The organism is Vagococcus sp. CY53-2, assembly GCF_022604695.1.
Classification (GTDB): Bacteria; Bacillota; Bacilli; order Lactobacillales; family Vagococcaceae; genus Vagococcus.
Genome location: NZ_JALAHP010000001.1, coordinates 502,023 through 518,135 on the forward strand (window position 1 = coordinate 502,023; position 16,113 = coordinate 518,135).

Below are 16,113 nucleotides of genomic sequence, written 5' to 3' on the forward strand. Positions count from 1 at the left end.
TTTAGAAACACCTGTTTTAACTATTCCATTGCTCTTTGTCCCTATAATAAGTTCTTCTTTAGCCATATATTCACCCACACTTTTATCTTCATTCTTATATTTTCATTTTAGCTTCTTTATATCAATCAAGCAAAAAACTATTTATGACAAAAAAGAGCCACATTTCTGTGACTCCTGACACTACCTATAGTTGTTGCTCCAAATACTCACCATCGTTCACCACATTAGACAAATCATCAACAAACTCATCACGTTGGTCTTGATTAAAGAATTTTACACCTGATAGTCGTACTGTGTTATCTTCACCAATAATAGTGATACCTTCCCCTGCCTGTATTTCTTCAAGCAAGGTTTGTTTCCATAAATCAGTTTGAACAAGGTGTTTCCCTTTCGGTTCAATATAGACTTGTAAAATATGGTCTTCATTTTGAAGATATAAAATAAAGTCAGGCATAAACCCTCTCACACCATCAAATTCCCTAATGGTTAAACGAGCACTTCGTTCATCATTTCTGATTAAAAATACCGTTGGGTATTTTTCTTGTATTTTGTCGTAAAAACTATCCAACAAGACTAATAAAGAATATTCTAGATGATTCATTACCGCTCTATCGTAAATATACCATTTAAAATTATTAGTTGGTTCATCAACTAGTCGTTGACTAACATGTTCATTCGTATAGTCTTTATCCGTTGCTAATATAGTATAGTCTTTGATTCTTTCTTTAATAGGAATCGGTTTAAAGGTCTTTAATCCATGAACTTTGTGGTAATTTCGTCTCATTTTGTCTTCTATATAAGACAAGTATTTCTCCGTAATAATCAATTTATCTTGTTTCGTTAATTCTGTTTCAGACATATGGGCAGGTAAGTACACTCTAATTGATTTATTCCCTAAGAAATTCTCATTGTCCATAAACTCTTTTTTACTTTTTATGATAGGGGCATACTCTTTTAATCTATCAAAATGAAAAAATTTATTTCTCTGCATCGCTTTTCTCACAATAGGTTCTTCCAACGGCATTAAATAGCTCGTTTTATGACTAGCTAACTGGTCGGTTTGATTTGTCAAGAGATTTTTCTCTGCCACACGTGAGATATAATCTATCTCCCACGTTCCTTCCACACCATATGAAGATAATGAGTTATAATCATCCGCAGTCGTTTCTTTCGTTTCATTTTCGTATAACTTACCAAACTTAAAAACATCTGTTTTGATAAAAGAGGGTTTCAACTTAGCCTCATATACTTTTTGAGTCCCATCCACATCCGTATCAAGGTTAATCGCATCCAATGATTTTTCTAAGTTTTTAAGATACGCCGATTCATTTGTGGTGTGATAATGAAGGGTTTCTAATACCCCTAAATCAATCGCTTGTTTATCAAATCGTCTTTGATAAGATTTCTTTCCTTCATACACAAACGGGTAATATCTTGCACCACGTCCAATCAACTGTGCCTCACTATCAGTCGCTGTTTTAGTTGTGGATGCCCCTTCCCCTACACGTACAATATCATATAGGTTCAACACATCCCATCCCTCATTTAATTTCGCTACTGCGAAAATAACTCTAATAGGGTTGTTGGGTTCTTCAAGAGTATTAAGTAATGTGGCATTATCCACACTTAATAACTCTTTCCCATTGGCATTTAGAATGTTTAAGTAATGAAAATCCTCTTTTAGTTCAAGAATGAGTTTATTAATCTCACTCGTTTCTTTCTCTAAATAATAACTATATAAGGTATTTAAAATTGAACCGTCTGATACAGATAACAATCTTCTTTCCATGTGTTCTAATAGATTGTCGATGGATAGATTCTCAATTAAATCGTTAAATTCTTCCTCTTTACTGTTAGATACCTTAATTGTATTCGATTTAAACATCACAATAGGTTTAATGTAAATACCGTTATCCCTAGCGACTAATTTACGGTATTGACTCATGAGTAATGCATCCATCATCTTGATATCATCTGTTTCTGTCGCTTGTAGTCTCACCACATTCTTAGAATATTTATCTTCCATAAATTCTTTTAAGTCATAGGAATAAATCACTTTATCAACATATTTTTCAAATAGACTCTTATTCTCCATATCTAAGGTTGCCGTAAACTCGAAGAGTTTATTATTAAGTAATTGTCCAGTATCGTTCTTTAAGTAAAGAATATCATTAATGGTTCTTTCCCATGACAAGGCTTCTACTTCAGCCTTTGATTTTTTCTTTTTCTTTGTGTCCGCATTAAAGTGATGTGCTTCATCACCTAACATCACAATTTTATTTTGTTTCAAGCTATCATAGGTAATCGCATTTTCTTTCGGATTATTTAATTCTTCATGTAACCCTTGAATAGTCGTTAACTTCAAATAAATAGTGTTCTCGCTGGGATTGATTGGGAAATCAGTCACTGCCTCAATCATAATTGTTTCTCCATCAATGACGATTCCTTCTTTTGAAAAGAGATATTTAGATGAGTCAGGATTTAAGAGATTTTCTTTTGTTTTAGTAATAATCGCATCCGTATTAACAAAGAATAAAAAGTTTTGATACCCAAATTCTTGATACATATACAATATGATACTCGCCATTACCATTGTTTTCCCTGAACCAGTTGCCATATTAAACAATAGGTGTTTATTTTGATACCCTGCATTAATTATCTCACTTGAATAGTCTTCATCTAACACAAATTCTAAGGCTTCTAATGCTCTCTTTTGGTAAGGTCTTAACGTATCCGCTAAATTATCTTGAATATACGAAGGAAGGGGTTCAGCATTTTTCTTATAAAGAATACTATTTAATTCACCTGTCGCAATGATGTTATTATTTTTTCCTTGTTTACCAAATAACCATTCAAAGAGTTTTAACTGTGCCATTAGTTATCACCTGCTTCATAGAAACTGTGATTAAAGGCTTTATCTTCATCAGAAACAACCAGCTCATCATCATCTATTTCAGAATAGTTAACGTACAATTGGTTGATATCCATCACATCTATCAACAACTCTCGTTGTTTTTCTAAAGGTAACTCTTCAAAAGATAAGGTTTCTTTTGTATCTTCATCAATGATAATAGGTTCATTAGTCAATTTTTCTAATTCCACTAAATAGTTTAAATCTGCATATGTTTTAATCTCTTCAAGAATACCCAGTAACTCTTCTGATGAAGAAGCTCCTTGAATGTCTTTTACAAATTTATTATTCAAATCCATTAATTCAGTATAGATGAAACTTCCACCACCTTGCCAATTAACGTCTTTAGAAATGCCTCCTTGTTCACCCTCCATCACTTTTTGAAGACGAGGAACAGATACAGAATTAATATAATCCATTTGTTCGATACCGATGAATTGACGATTCATTTTCATAGCAACAGCTTGTGTTGTGGCAGACCCCATAAAGAAGTCTAGGACTATGTCTCCTTCTTTTGTTGTTATTTCCAGCAATTTTTTTATAACTGTTTCTGGTTTAGTATAATCAAACATGCCCTTTTCAAATAATTTCGTAGCATGTTTTGTAGCATTGTCATTGGAGTACAGGTTATCAGTGAATTCTAGAGTAGATAGAGGCTTCGTTCTCAACTGAGATACAATCTCATATACTCCATTTATTTTTTCTATTTTTACTTTCTGATAAGTTTTAGTATAAATTCTCGGTCTTGCTCCACTTGTTTTTAACTCAATAAATCCATTAGTTAAACCAAAATTATATAACTCTTTGCTCCAACGCCATGCCCAGTCTGCTCGATTAAACTCCCCTGATTCTCTACTTTTAAATTTACTCCAATCTCCACCTGGTACAAGTTTATGGCCTTGTATTTCAATTGGATAATCTAAGGACTTATTATACTGTAGACTATCATAATCTAAAGTCTGATTAAGTTTATAATATCCACGTTCTTCAAAATATTCGTCTTTATATTTAAAATCGGCATCATTGTGCTCTACTGGATAAAGTTTTTTTAGATTTTTATCGATAGAATAGAGAAATACATAATCATGATTCTTCGCTACTACCTCTGTAGATTTGCCACCTCTTTTAGTTATTCTTGGAAAAATAGATATTAAGTTTTCTTTTCCTAACACTTCATCTAATAAAACATTGATATACCCTATTTCGTTATCATCACAGTGTATTGCAATCAATCCCTCTACTGAAAGCAAATCCTTTGCAATTTCAACTCTATTCTTAATAAATGTTAACCACGAAGAATGATTAAAACTATCATTATATCTAAATGAATCACTTTTTGTATTATATGGTGGGTCAATATATATAAATTTTATTTTATTTGAGTACTTTTCTTTTAATGAATGTAAAGCCAGTAGGTTATTGCCTTTGATAATTAGATTGTCTGTGTCACTTATTTCTGATATCTCTTCTTCATCGACTTTAGTATATTTTTTAGTGTTAGTAAACACCTTAGGGGACAACAAGGTATCTACTTCATCACGTGCAATAACCTTGTTATAATAAATTTCTTTTTTTCCTACCTCTTCTTTAGTCATTCTACCTTCTAAGATACAATCTTTAAAAGGGAAATCTAATACCACATCTGAATTATAATCTAAGTATTTTCCATTAGTTGTTAAACCTATTTTGTTAGAATATTTAGTATAGCTATCTTCCCAAAAACCCTTATAAGTTAACATTTGGATGAATTCTTCTATTTTAAAGATACTTGTTCCATTTATAGAAACTTCAAATTGTTTTTTGATACTTTCATTAGATAATAACGCTGTTATTAATTCAGATTCATAGCTTCTTAAATCTTCTGACACTCTATTTTTTAGTAATATTTCATTATCCCAATAGTTAGCAAATTGGGATAACACATTTTTTATTTCTTTTAATAAAACTGTTTCTATCATGATAAACCTCCTTGTATAGTCTTTTTTATTATAACTCAGTCAAAATAAAAAGATAAGCCCTCATAAGGGCTTATCTTTTTATAAATTTGAATATGGCTCACAATCTTTTATTTTGCATTTATAATAATTTCTTTCAGAGTTTGGAAAAGTCCAAGTACCACTAAAATAAGGTAAATCCCTTAAATTATTTTCATCAATAAATGCGAAAAAATATAATAATAAATCTACATTCAAACAACTTAATAAAAACTCTATCCGCCTATTAATATTTTCATTAGTATCAGTCAAATAATTAATAGCATTATCTATGTCCTCAAAAACAAAAATTTCTTCAGTATGTTCTATCTCAAAATACATTTGAACTGCCATGTCATAATCAACGAATAGGGGAAAAGTATTTCTTCCTTCACTATGGGAAATTTTAATATCCATATTTAATAGATTAGTATCATTTATCGCTGTTATTCTAGGAGGTAATTTTGAAGAATTAGATTCAATACGTATCTCATCCATTATAAAATGATATGCTCTATTCATTGGTTGCATAAAATTATCTGTTCTAACTACATCAAAATCATCTGAAACATTTCGTCCGTTACTTTCTAAGTTTTCCATCAATGCTAGTTTGGCAACATCACCTTGAAAAGAATTTTCTAATCTTTTCTTCAAGGTTCTACTATTAATAAATCCACGATAAAGATAAGGTAATTTTTTTAAAGATGTTTCAGCTGCCCTATTAATAACATTATTACTTACAGGAATGTTTACAATATCATTAGAAAGTACTGTCATAAAATCTCCTCCATTTATAATTATATTTACCTATTAATTATATCATAAACAATAACTAATATATTAAGTAATCAGTTGTTTATTAATTTTATATACAGTATTTTTGCTGATACCAACTTTATTAGCTATTTTTTGAATTGGTTCGTCTTTTTCTAAACCTTCAACAACAGCATCATACACTAGTTTATCTGCTCCAGTAGCATCTTTATGGTACTTGACTGGTCTTCCCAGATACTTACCTTGTTCTTTTGCTAGCTCTATTCCCTGTTTTTGATTCGTTTTAATTCTGTTTCTTTCTTCTTCTACCATCCAACTCAGAAGTTCAAATACTATATCTGAAACAAGTTGCCCCATACTTCCTAAAGATTCATATCTCTGTGTATTTAAAATTGGCATGTTCACAACTTCAATATTTACACCTCTATCTGTTAAATCTTTCCAAACATCCTTAATGTCCTTTTTATTTCTAGACAATCTGGATAAGTCTTGCACTATGAGAGTATCTCCCATCCTCAATATGTTACTTAGTTTCTCCCATTCTGGTCTTTCTAAGTTTTTCCCACTCTCTTTATCTACAAATATACACTTCTCATCTACCCCCATGTCTTTTGCTACTTCTAATTGTCTACCTTCGTTTTGTTCCTTCGTACTCACTCTGATATAAAAAAATTTCATTTTCACTCCCTCCTCTATGTTTTTTCTTCCTATTATAATGAACAAGTCAAAATGAACTTTTTCATTGATTCATTTCAACCTGTTCTCACTTATTTTTTACTTCTACTTTTTGTTCAATTTAAGAATACCTATAATAAATTTTTAAATGCTATTTTTTAGGTCTTTCTTTTCTATCTTTCATCTTACTAACAGTAGCTTCTAGTAACCTAAGCGTTTTTTCCGCTGGGATATATACTTTATCACCTTCCAGTACTTCATTTCTATAAAAATAGTATTCTTCAATTATTCTCATAGGCATTTCAAATTGCCTAATTACCCAAAATCTTTCTTCATCCGTTAAATAACTATATCTGTTTACTAATTCTGCATATAGTTCTGTGTATTTATAAAATGTATTTGATATTTGTCTTCTTGTTCTTATTGTTTTTGTCTTCTTCATCTTCAATCCCTCCTTTTATTTTTTTCTGTGATTTTTTCTGTGATAAATTCTAAATTTATATTTTTTTGTGTTATTTCAACATCTTACCTAAAATAAAAAGGTTTATTTTTGAAAAATAGATAGTCTGATTTCTCACATCATTTCTCACATTTGTTATTTATTGCTTGTTTTAACACGCTTTTCTTCATTTGAAAATTTAGAGAATCTATTATCCATAGTTGATTCAACATCTTTGTATGTTGACTGTATTTTCACTAAAATTATTTTATTTATTCCTACTAATAGTTTTTCGTTCAAATTCATATTTTCCTTTGATTAAATTATATAAATCAACATCTTTGTATGATTGTTGTACATCCTTTAACAGTAGTAGGTTCTCTCTTAAAAATTTAACCTCTGTATCTTTTGTGTAGATAGAGCTATACATACTATTAAATTGTTCATTCATTGTTATTAATATAAAATCTTCTTTTATTTTCTTCTTTAGAACCCTTTTAGATACTCGACTATTAAAAACATCAGTTATAAATATTTTTAATTTGTTGTTATTTCCAGCAGAAGTTTGTATCCTATCCCTTACTAAATCTTCTTCATTTATATAGAGACATTCAGTTTCAACTAACACATCTTCCTTTAGGTAAATCGTAAAGTATAATTTGTTATTGAATAAGACTAAATTATCTATATAAAGCTTACTGTTTGCATCTTGATTGTACTTATAAAAGAAAAAGGGGATGTAGCTCAACATTTCGTTTACTAACAAATTATTTATGTTACATTCTTCATCAAAAAATACCTTTATTGGTCTAGTTTTTATACCTTTCATGATTATTTTATTAGTCGCTAAGTTATTTAATGATTTTGTAGAATAACTACCGCATAACCTTATTAACGCTTCTTGTGAGATGGTATTTTCTTTTATTAAATTGAGTAGCTCTTTGTTGTTAGTTCTTCTAAATGTCTGTTTCCAGTCATCAGTCCTTAACATAAATTGTGTATCTTGGTTGTATATAGTTTTATTGATGTCGTAATTTAAGGGGGTAGAGTCTACTTCAAAATCAAACAATTTATTTTTTTCTTCCATTTTTTCACCTCCTAAAGGGATACATATTCATGTCACAACTATTTACACTTTTTAGAAAATCTTCTATAAAAAAGTATTTATATTCCAACAAATTTGTATGTCATATATATTTACACTTTCTTTAATGATTATTCACTTTAAAATAGTTAAGTTTATTAAAAATATGTATCTTCTTTGTATCTATTATTGTCGTTTTCAATACGATTTTAATTTCAACTGAGATTACTTTTTTCGTTTCAAACCTGTACGTGGTTTTCTTATAAATTTTTACTTTTCAAGCTAAAAAATGAGCTATCTTTACTTGAGTTAGATAGCTCATTTACCATATAAAACTGTTTATTTAATATTTAATTCTTCTAAAATAGTATCCGCCAATATATTTAGACTATCTTCTAATTCATCTTCATAATAATCATCTAACACGCTTTTTTCTAATTCAAATAAATTTGGACTTTCATTCATCAAATAGCGTTCGCTAGCTCTTTCTTGTAAAATAGCTTCTAGTATTTCTAAAGGATTAATATCACAATAATTGATACCTAGTTCCTTGTTTATTTTAGTTATTATTCTGTTTAAAGAATTCTTCGTATACCTTATATTCAGCTCGTTTAATATTTCCTCTAAATCTGTATTTCTATTAAATTCCACCACTTCTTCTAACAGTTCTTTTAAATTTTCTCTTACCATAATTCATCTCCTCCTTTTTTGATTTATACCTCTTATTACCGTTTTCGATAGAGTTTTAATTTCAACTGAAAGAAGGGGATGATTGTTTCAGAGCGTTGCACTTTTTTGGTAAATTTTAATAGTTTTCATCTTGGTATCCATATAATTATCTCTTCTGAATTCTATATTTTTATGTAAAAAAATAAGCTATCAATTCATCTCATCATGAATTAATAACCTTCCTATGTTGTATCTCTTATTCTATGCCTGTCATATTTCTTCTGATGTATCTTTATTTGTATCTATATTGTTACCTTATAATCTTTAGTATCTTTATCTTAAATCCTTCAAATCCCTATATAAAGGCTCCCAGATTTAGTTTTTGATTTTAAGCCTATTACCCATCTCTCTCTCATAAAACAGTGTACCAAATTTTTCTGGACTTGTCTTAAAAGTTTTATCTGCTTTTTATCTTTACTATTATCAATAGATTTTCATCTTTTTTAATAAAATTTTGAGAAAAAATATCTCTTATTTACTTCCTTCAGTTTCCCTCTTAATGTTATCAATAGAATTTTACTCCTCCTTTTTTGTGATACTTGTGAGCCATTTTGTGGCATTTTAGATTTAGGTGGGGTATTTATATTATTTTGTTTTTGAAAAGCTCGTGTGGGGCTGTGTGGGCTTTTGTGATAAAAGTACATCAATTATCTTCCTCTGCGTTTACATTACTTTTTGATACAAATAATAGACTTGAAAATAATAATAAACTTAATAATTTCTTGTTTTTCATAGATTTAAACTCCCCCCTTTTATATTTATAACGTACCCTATAATTTGCTTTTTCAATATTTCTTTTTTTCAAGTAGTTTATCTGTTTTATTTCAATCAATAAATAACTATACAAAAAAAGCCTGAGTTCTCACTCAGACTTTCTAAATTAATATTTATATATTTTAGTAGAAATCTACTGTAATGCGGATTTCATTTGTTCCTGCCATGCGTACTTCCCAAGTACTCCATCCAGTATAACTTGTTTCTCCACCTGCAATTGTTTGCATTGCATAGTTATCTGCATCATTTTGAGTTTTGAATGTTTTTCCTGAGTTACCTAACCCACTATAATATACACCATTCCACTCTCCTACAATTACACTACCATCACTTACTGGAGGAGTTACTACTACTTTTTTCCAAACAACTGTTGTTGTATATACGGTATGAGTATCACCGTTTGGTTGAGTTGTTACTTTACCACCATCAGTGCTTTCTGATACTTTTTCGTATCCATCAGTTGAAGATAACACGTTTCCGTCTGTATCTACATTTACCGTTACATATTCAGTTGTGTGTTGTGGTACATAGTCTTTTTTAACTGTAATTGTTTTAGTATAAATAGTATGTGTATCTCCGTTTGATGCCGTTGTTGTTTTACCTCCATCAGTCGTTTCACTTACTACTGTATAACCACTTGGCACAATTGTTCCTAAATTAACACCTGTATCAGCATCTATTACTTGTGTAATTGTTTCCTCTGTATGAATTGGTACATACTCTGCATCTTTCTCATAAACAAATGTGATTGTTTCATTTGAGTTAACTATAACAGACTGTACGCTATTTCCTTTTAGCTTATAACCATTAATACTAATTGCTTCTTCTTTAACAGTTGTTCCTTTTTCTACTTCTTGAACTTTGTCGTCCGCAATAGAGTTTCCATCTACATCAACGTATTTAGTAGTGATTTGGAATTTTTCAACAGGGGTAGGGGTAACAATTTTTCTATAATTAAAGGTAATTACAGATCCCTCAGTAGCTTTAACTTCTTTTGTTAAAGTATCATCTAACACATACCCTAAATCGGTAAAATCTTTAGCATCTGCTTTAACAGTAGAACCTTTTTCTGCTGTAACTGTCTCTGTTGCTAGTGTCTTACCATCGTCACCAACATATTTAATCGTAACATCTACTTTTTCAACTTCTGGCTTAGTATTATCAACCTTCTTATAAATAAATGTAATAGTTTTATCTTCAGTTACTTTAACTGTTTGTTTGTCTGTGCTTAACAGTTCATAACCCTCAAATTTTTTAGCTTTTGCTTCAAAAGTAGAGTTTTCCTTGGCTTTTACAACTTCCTTAGATAGTACTTCACCATCTTCTGTTAAATGGTTAATAGTTACAGTGTATTCTTTTGTTTGAGGTATTTCAGTTCCGGAACCATCTTCTTCATTTCCATCGCTAGGTTTATCTGATGGTTTACCTAATGGCTTATCTAATGGTTTATCTGATGGTTTTTCAGGTTTAGTTGGATTCGTTGGTTTATTTGAAGCATTATTACCATTGTTACTATTTGCTGAACTACTATTAGTAGTATTAGAACTTACATTATTTGAGCTGTTTCCAGTATTTACATTGCTTGTAGTTGTACTATTTGTAGAATTAGTATTATTTTTTTGTGCTTCCTTTATGCCTTCTTTATCGGCAGGAGTTAATGGTGTTTCTGCAATGACATTACCACTTTCATCTTTAACAGTAGCTGTTGCTCCATTACCAAAATAAATGATGTTTCCTTCATAAATTAAGTTTGCATCAAGTATATTGTTCAGTTGAGTAAGAGTTTCGATTGTGATACCACTGTCTCTGCTGATTAGAGATAGAGTATCACCCCACAAAATTTTATACTCTGTGTCGCCTTTTTTAATTGTGGTAGACGTGTTAGCTTTCCACTCACGTTGTTCAGCTTTAACAATCGTGTTACCACTAATACTTACTCCTAAACCTAGTACAGCTAAAATCAAGCTTTTTGAGTAAATTTTACTCATTTTCTTACGTTGCATCATTTTTCTATAGTCTTTTCTATTCATTAAAATTTCTCCTTTTTATTAATCTTCTTCATATAATGAAGAGTCAGTCATTAATTTTTTGTGAGTTTTTATTAACCAGAACATCATAATGTCTGTAACTAAATCCACTCGTTTATCTTCATCAACACACTTTTTAAAATTATTCAGATGTTTTCTGTACCTTTTACTATACTTGCTGTCTAGTGTAGTTAATTCAACTAACATGTGACTTAAAATATAATATTTTTCAGTCTCCGTCATATTTTCCATTAATTATTTCTCCTATATTAGTAATTAGTTACATATTCCACACTATTAAAGTACCTAAAAGAAAAACTATCCATCCAAATAATGTGCTAAACATTCCAATTATCATTGAGATGACTGCTAATGTAATGAAATAACCTAATTTTGTAAAGAAACCAGTTTTAATTTCATCTTCTGTTTCAATGACTTCTTGATACATTTTTCCGTACTTTTTACCCATAATTTCGCTCCTTGTAATTTTTAGTTATTAGTAGGGGAGAGGTGCATTAAAGAGTAGTTCATGACAAAATAAAAAAAGTAGTCAACAACATTTTTAAAATTCAATGTTATCAACTACTTAAAAGTTTGTTATTTATTTTAAATATGTACTGCAAATGGGTACTCTTATATTTCTTATACATCAATGCATTATCCCAATTTCTTTTATATTATACCTTCATTTTACATGTTATTCAACTATTGACTAAAATTAACTAATTTTTCTAGTTAGATTATGACGTTTGGCTATATTATAAACAGTTCTTTCGCTAATATTGTTAGACTTTGCAATGAATTTTATTGTGTTGCTTTGATTTTTGTACATTTCTATCACTCTTTTTTCCCTCTCTAAGTTTCTCTGTTTCCCTATTAGTTTACCATCCTTTTTAGCTTTCTCCATGCCCATCTTAATTCTTGCTCTCGTTTGAGCCACTTCATATTCTGCGAATGAAGATAAGATATTGAACATTAGTTTACCCTCGATTGTGGACGTATCAAAGGTTTCTGTCAAAGATTTAAATGCTATATTATCTTCTTCTAGACTGTTAATTGTATTGACTAAGGTAGTAAACTTCCTACTTAATCTATCCGCTTTAACAACCACTAAGATAACTTTATATGATTTTGATAATTGCTTGCACTTTTCGATACACTTTTTGAACTCTTTCCTATCATCATTCCTCCCACTACTCTTCTCAAAATAGATATATTCACAACCATATTCTCTTAATAAATCTTGTTGATTTTCTAAACTGGCATCCTGCTTATCTGTCGTTGAGACACGACCATATCCGATTTTTAACACTTCTTTTTCTTCCATAAAATTCACCTCCTACTCTCTATTTATTCTTTTCAATCTTATTCCTGTTTCAAACAAAAAAATAAAAGTATCTACCAAGAGTATGTATGCCTCTTTAATAGATACTTTAGATAATATATAAGTTTATATGACTGGTCATCATCACGTCATAACACTCCTTATTTTAAATTTAGTTTTCTTCGACAGTTGTCTGGATTAGATTCACTACTGATTGATAATCACCTGTTTTTTTAAAGTTTGTATGTGCCTCACAAAAATCAACTAAATCTTCCTCGTCAAAAATTAAGTCTAAATAGTCAGTTAGAATAGTCTTCTCTACACCTAATCCTTTATCGCCTCTATAACTCAAATAGTCTTCAAGAATTTTTTTCACCACAGTGTATTTTTCCCATTCTAAGTCAATATAGGTTAAAACGTATCCTTCACCAATATCAACAGAACCGTCTCTCACGTATGCTTCTATAATGTCTTCACAATCAAACAACTTTTCTGCAAAATCTATTTGCAACCATTCACTCATTGTCTCTGGGTAAAATTTTGGACAGATATTAAGTTGTTCATAAAATGTATTAATCTCTTTTAATTCCTTACTATTTTTAATTGCCTCCTCAAGAGATTCCTCAAGTATCATGTAGGCCTCCCCCTCATAGCTACTTTTATTATATAAAGTAATTGAGTAGATATGTTCTTGATATTTATAACGGTTTTTTATGTTTAAGCACCCAAGTTCATCATGATAGTACCCTAACTCTTCATAATAAGCATCATACTCATCATATCCTGATACCATTTTGAAACCATATTCCGCCATTTTTTCTTGTTCCTCATAATAAGGAACATTTAGAGTGATAGTGTAGATATCTGATTCCCCCTGTTCTTTTACAATCACCTCTTCTGCCATTAATTCTGATATACTTTTTGTTTTTATCATGTTATCTCCTCCTTTTATTTGATTATTCTCTTTTAACATATTTATTCCTCCTTTTATTTTTATTTTATTTTTTTATATGTCTTGTATATATGTTGACTCTAACGTTTATACATGTCACCTGTTTGCCAAAAAGCGGATTGGTCTTCATTTATTAAAGCCATCACCTTTTCTTGATACTCGTCTACTATGCCTCTGGCTTCTTCCAAGTCATGAACCTCTTTTAAATCAACCACTAGCTCTTTCAATAATGTGCACGACAACTGTTCAAACTCTTTATGTGCTTCTAATAACTCACCGATTAAATGTCCCCTATCAGATAATTTATCTAAATAATCTGTCTCATTTGAAAAATAGGACATAACATCCATTCTCCTTCCTGCAAATGCCATACTTTCATGATAGTCTTCTCTTCTTCTACTTGTTGTTACCATATTATCCCCTCCTTTTTGATTTGTTTCCTTCACTTTATTTTCCATTATCATCCCTCCTTTATTTTTTTGTGGCTGTTCCTCTCTCAACCACAAATTAAGTATAGCTCGATTCTCTTCCTCTTTCCTCACTTCAGTTATCATCTTTCAACTTTTTTTTATCGAAATAATGAAATGCCAGTTGTTTCAACCGTATTTTTAATTCTCTTTTTTTAATTATGGTTCAAATAAGTCAACTTTTAGAGGGATTTTAAGTAAAAAAGAGGTCATTCTCTCTCTTTTACTTCCTCCTATTCCTCCTCTTTCTCTCTGAGTTTACTCTTTACCTCTCTTTTAATGCTTGTAATTCCTTATACTTCTTTAATAGGATGGTCATCTTAAATTTATTTTTAGAAGTTAATTCATCATCCTTTAACATTAATTCCTTTACTCTAACTATTTTCTTTCCTAATTCATCCATTTTTTCAAGATTTTCTATGCTAATCCTCTCACTTATTGTTGTTTCTATTATGTCTAAACTAAGCATTATATCCTCTATCTGTGTTTTAATAATCGAATTTTTTAATTGAATACTGTATTCTTTTTGATTGAATCGTGTCACGTCTCTCTCTGAAAGTGTCATTTTCTTAGCTACCTCCTTATTTGTTTTCGTCTGTGTTGCCGTTTTAATGTAGTTAATCTTACAATACAACACACTTTCTTTTAGTAGCTTTCTATATTTTCCATCCAATTTTTTTATCAGTTTTCTAACCTTTGCTTCATCTTCATTCACTAATACCTTTAAGTCTTTTTCCTCTGATTCAGTAACTTTTAAAAAATTGAAGACTTTTTCTCGTGTGATAAAATCAAATTTATGCTGGTAACTAATAATATGATTAAGTTCTGTCGAAGATAACGGTGCTTCAAACACACTATTATTAACGTACCTAAGGTACTCTTCTGTATACTTTAAGCATTTTAGTGCGAGTAACGTATTATGACGTATCCCTTTCCATTGATATCCTGCCTCCATTCTTTTTTCTAGAAGACAATGGATATCTTTTGATAAAAAATCGGCATAATGATTCGTCACCTGTTTATTAGTCTTTCTAGTGTTTTTCTTTTCTTTAGATGATGATTTTTTATACTTAAAAGGGTCAAATTTTTCCTGACTTTTACAAAATTTATCATAAAAATCCTCTCTAAAATCAAACATTCGATTTAAATTATCGATAATAATCTTTGATTTAATTGGTGTATCCTCTTTATTATTTGTGGATAGAGGTATCCTCATATAACGACTTATTTCGTTTACTGAAGAATCACTATTGAGTTGGTTTGTAATAAATTTTTGTACCTTTAACCAGCTTTTTATATATCCTTCTTCCGAAGGTAATTTGTAGGTTAAAATCCAATAAAAGTGGACTCCATGACCTGAAGATAAGGCAAAACTTGGTTCAGGTAATTGACTATTCTCTAAACGAGATAAGCCTTCCTCCACTGTCACATGGTCTATATCCGCAAAAAGTGCCGTTAAATAAGTGACATTTTCCTTTGACTCAGTTCCTGAAAATTTAAAGATATTTGGTGTAAAATAGAGATTCTCCGTTTCTTTAAAGAAACGATGATATTCCTGTAATTGTTGAAACATATCTTTATTTAAAGCTAAGTAACAACTATCCTTAATTTGTGTTTCTTTCTTTGCATAAATTGGTTTTCCGTAATTATTTTTAAAGATATCCTCTTCCATAGATAAAACCTCTTCCTTAACATTAGACAAGCTCATTAGCCTAATGGTTCCATGGTTAATTCCCCCTTTTAAAGCATTTAGTAATTGACTAAATTGTGATAATTCTTGTGTGTTCATATCTCCTTTCCTCCTATAATTTTTAAATCAGTGATGCTTTATATCCCTAAAATAAGATAAAAATAGAAGAAGATTATTCAATTAAGATGAAATTATTCTGCAGATGATTCTAGATTGTCATTTTCTGATGTATCTATCCTATGATGTCTGTTCTTGATTCATGATGAAGATGAATAAGATGATGTGATAGATATA

The 16,113-nt window shown here is 30.1% G+C and carries 14 protein-coding genes; all 14 read right to left on the reverse strand.

Annotated elements, in window-relative coordinates; genetic code table 11:
• Positions 1-184: 184 nt before the first annotated feature.
• On the reverse strand, positions 185-2,875 hold the full coding sequence (locus MN581_RS02445; protein WP_241699120.1) for a DEAD/DEAH box helicase family protein: 2,691 nt from the start codon (positions 2,873-2,875) through the stop codon (positions 185-187).
• Positions 2,875-4,869, reverse strand: a complete 1,995-nt coding sequence (locus tag MN581_RS02450; RefSeq protein ID WP_241699121.1) for a site-specific DNA-methyltransferase — start codon at positions 4,867-4,869, stop codon at positions 2,875-2,877. The genes MN581_RS02445 and MN581_RS02450 overlap by 1 nt, the downstream gene beginning before the upstream one ends.
• Before the next feature lie 78 nt (positions 4,870-4,947).
• Positions 4,948-5,661: a hypothetical protein gene (locus tag MN581_RS02455; RefSeq protein ID WP_241699122.1), complete on the reverse strand. Its 714-nt coding sequence runs from the start codon at positions 5,659-5,661 to the stop codon at positions 4,948-4,950.
• A gap of 63 nt (positions 5,662-5,724) precedes the next feature.
• Positions 5,725-6,336, reverse strand: coding sequence for a recombinase family protein (locus tag MN581_RS02460; RefSeq protein WP_241699123.1), 612 nt, complete (start codon positions 6,334-6,336; stop codon positions 5,725-5,727).
• Between the two features lie 148 nt (positions 6,337-6,484).
• On the reverse strand, positions 6,485-6,775 hold the full coding sequence (locus tag MN581_RS02465) for a hypothetical protein (RefSeq protein ID WP_241699124.1): 291 nt from the start codon (positions 6,773-6,775) through the stop codon (positions 6,485-6,487).
• 265 nt (positions 6,776-7,040) lie between these two features.
• Positions 7,041-7,859 (reverse strand): hypothetical protein, encoded by an 819-nt coding sequence (locus MN581_RS02470; protein WP_241699125.1) that lies wholly within the window; start codon positions 7,857-7,859, stop codon positions 7,041-7,043.
• Between the two features lie 336 nt (positions 7,860-8,195).
• Positions 8,196-8,546, reverse strand: a complete 351-nt coding sequence (locus MN581_RS02475; protein ID WP_241699126.1) for a hypothetical protein — start codon at positions 8,544-8,546, stop codon at positions 8,196-8,198.
• A gap of 935 nt (positions 8,547-9,481) precedes the next feature.
• Positions 9,482-11,389: a LysM domain-containing protein gene (locus MN581_RS02480; protein WP_241699127.1), complete on the reverse strand. Its 1,908-nt coding sequence runs from the start codon at positions 11,387-11,389 to the stop codon at positions 9,482-9,484.
• 18 nt (positions 11,390-11,407) lie between these two features.
• The gene (locus MN581_RS02485; RefSeq protein WP_241699128.1) at positions 11,408-11,638 is read right to left on the reverse strand and encodes a hypothetical protein; all 231 of its coding nucleotides are present in this window, start codon (positions 11,636-11,638) and stop codon (positions 11,408-11,410) included.
• Positions 11,639-11,666: 28 nt separating this feature from the next.
• A complete protein-coding gene (locus tag MN581_RS02490; RefSeq protein ID WP_241699129.1) occupies positions 11,667-11,855 on the reverse strand; it encodes a hypothetical protein in 189 nt (62 codons plus the stop codon).
• A 249-nt stretch (positions 11,856-12,104) separates the two neighbouring features.
• Positions 12,105-12,713 (reverse strand): recombinase family protein, encoded by a 609-nt coding sequence (locus MN581_RS02495; protein WP_241699130.1) that lies wholly within the window; start codon positions 12,711-12,713, stop codon positions 12,105-12,107.
• A gap of 169 nt (positions 12,714-12,882) precedes the next feature.
• Positions 12,883-13,644: a hypothetical protein gene (locus MN581_RS02500; RefSeq protein WP_241699131.1), complete on the reverse strand. Its 762-nt coding sequence runs from the start codon at positions 13,642-13,644 to the stop codon at positions 12,883-12,885.
• A 98-nt stretch (positions 13,645-13,742) separates the two neighbouring features.
• On the reverse strand, positions 13,743-14,120 hold the full coding sequence (locus MN581_RS02505) for a hypothetical protein (RefSeq protein WP_241699132.1): 378 nt from the start codon (positions 14,118-14,120) through the stop codon (positions 13,743-13,745).
• Positions 14,121-14,394: 274 nt separating this feature from the next.
• On the reverse strand, positions 14,395-15,918 hold the full coding sequence (locus MN581_RS02510; protein WP_241699133.1) for a hypothetical protein: 1,524 nt from the start codon (positions 15,916-15,918) through the stop codon (positions 14,395-14,397).
• Between the last annotated feature and the right edge of the window lie 195 nt (positions 15,919-16,113).

Bases quoted from the DNA above. Each gene is read 5' to 3' on its own strand.
- MN581_RS02465 (WP_241699124.1), bottom strand. From the start codon at position 6,775: ATGAAGAAGACAAAAACAATAAGAACAAGAAGACAAATATCAAATACA.
- MN581_RS02450 (WP_241699121.1), bottom strand. From the start codon at position 4,869: ATGATAGAAACAGTTTTATTAAAAGAAATAAAAAATGTGTTATCCCAA.
- MN581_RS02480 (WP_241699127.1), bottom strand. From the start codon at position 11,389: ATGAATAGAAAAGACTATAGAAAAATGATGCAACGTAAGAAAATGAGT.
- MN581_RS02500 (WP_241699131.1), bottom strand. From the start codon at position 13,644: ATGATAAAAACAAAAAGTATATCAGAATTAATGGCAGAAGAGGTGATT.
- MN581_RS02470 (WP_241699125.1), bottom strand. From the start codon at position 7,859: ATGGAAGAAAAAAATAAATTGTTTGATTTTGAAGTAGACTCTACCCCC.
- MN581_RS02445 (WP_241699120.1), bottom strand. From the start codon at position 2,875: ATGGCACAGTTAAAACTCTTTGAATGGTTATTTGGTAAACAAGGAAAA.
- MN581_RS02455 (WP_241699122.1), bottom strand. From the start codon at position 5,661: ATGACAGTACTTTCTAATGATATTGTAAACATTCCTGTAAGTAATAAT.
- MN581_RS02460 (WP_241699123.1), bottom strand. From the start codon at position 6,336: ATGAAATTTTTTTATATCAGAGTGAGTACGAAGGAACAAAACGAAGGT.
- MN581_RS02490 (WP_241699129.1), bottom strand. From the start codon at position 11,855: ATGGGTAAAAAGTACGGAAAAATGTATCAAGAAGTCATTGAAACAGAA.
- MN581_RS02505 (WP_241699132.1), bottom strand. From the start codon at position 14,120: ATGGAAAATAAAGTGAAGGAAACAAATCAAAAAGGAGGGGATAATATG.
- MN581_RS02495 (WP_241699130.1), bottom strand. From the start codon at position 12,713: ATGGAAGAAAAAGAAGTGTTAAAAATCGGATATGGTCGTGTCTCAACG.
- MN581_RS02510 (WP_241699133.1), bottom strand. From the start codon at position 15,918: ATGAACACACAAGAATTATCACAATTTAGTCAATTACTAAATGCTTTA.
- MN581_RS02475 (WP_241699126.1), bottom strand. From the start codon at position 8,546: ATGGTAAGAGAAAATTTAAAAGAACTGTTAGAAGAAGTGGTGGAATTT.
- MN581_RS02485 (WP_241699128.1), bottom strand. From the start codon at position 11,638: ATGGAAAATATGACGGAGACTGAAAAATATTATATTTTAAGTCACATG.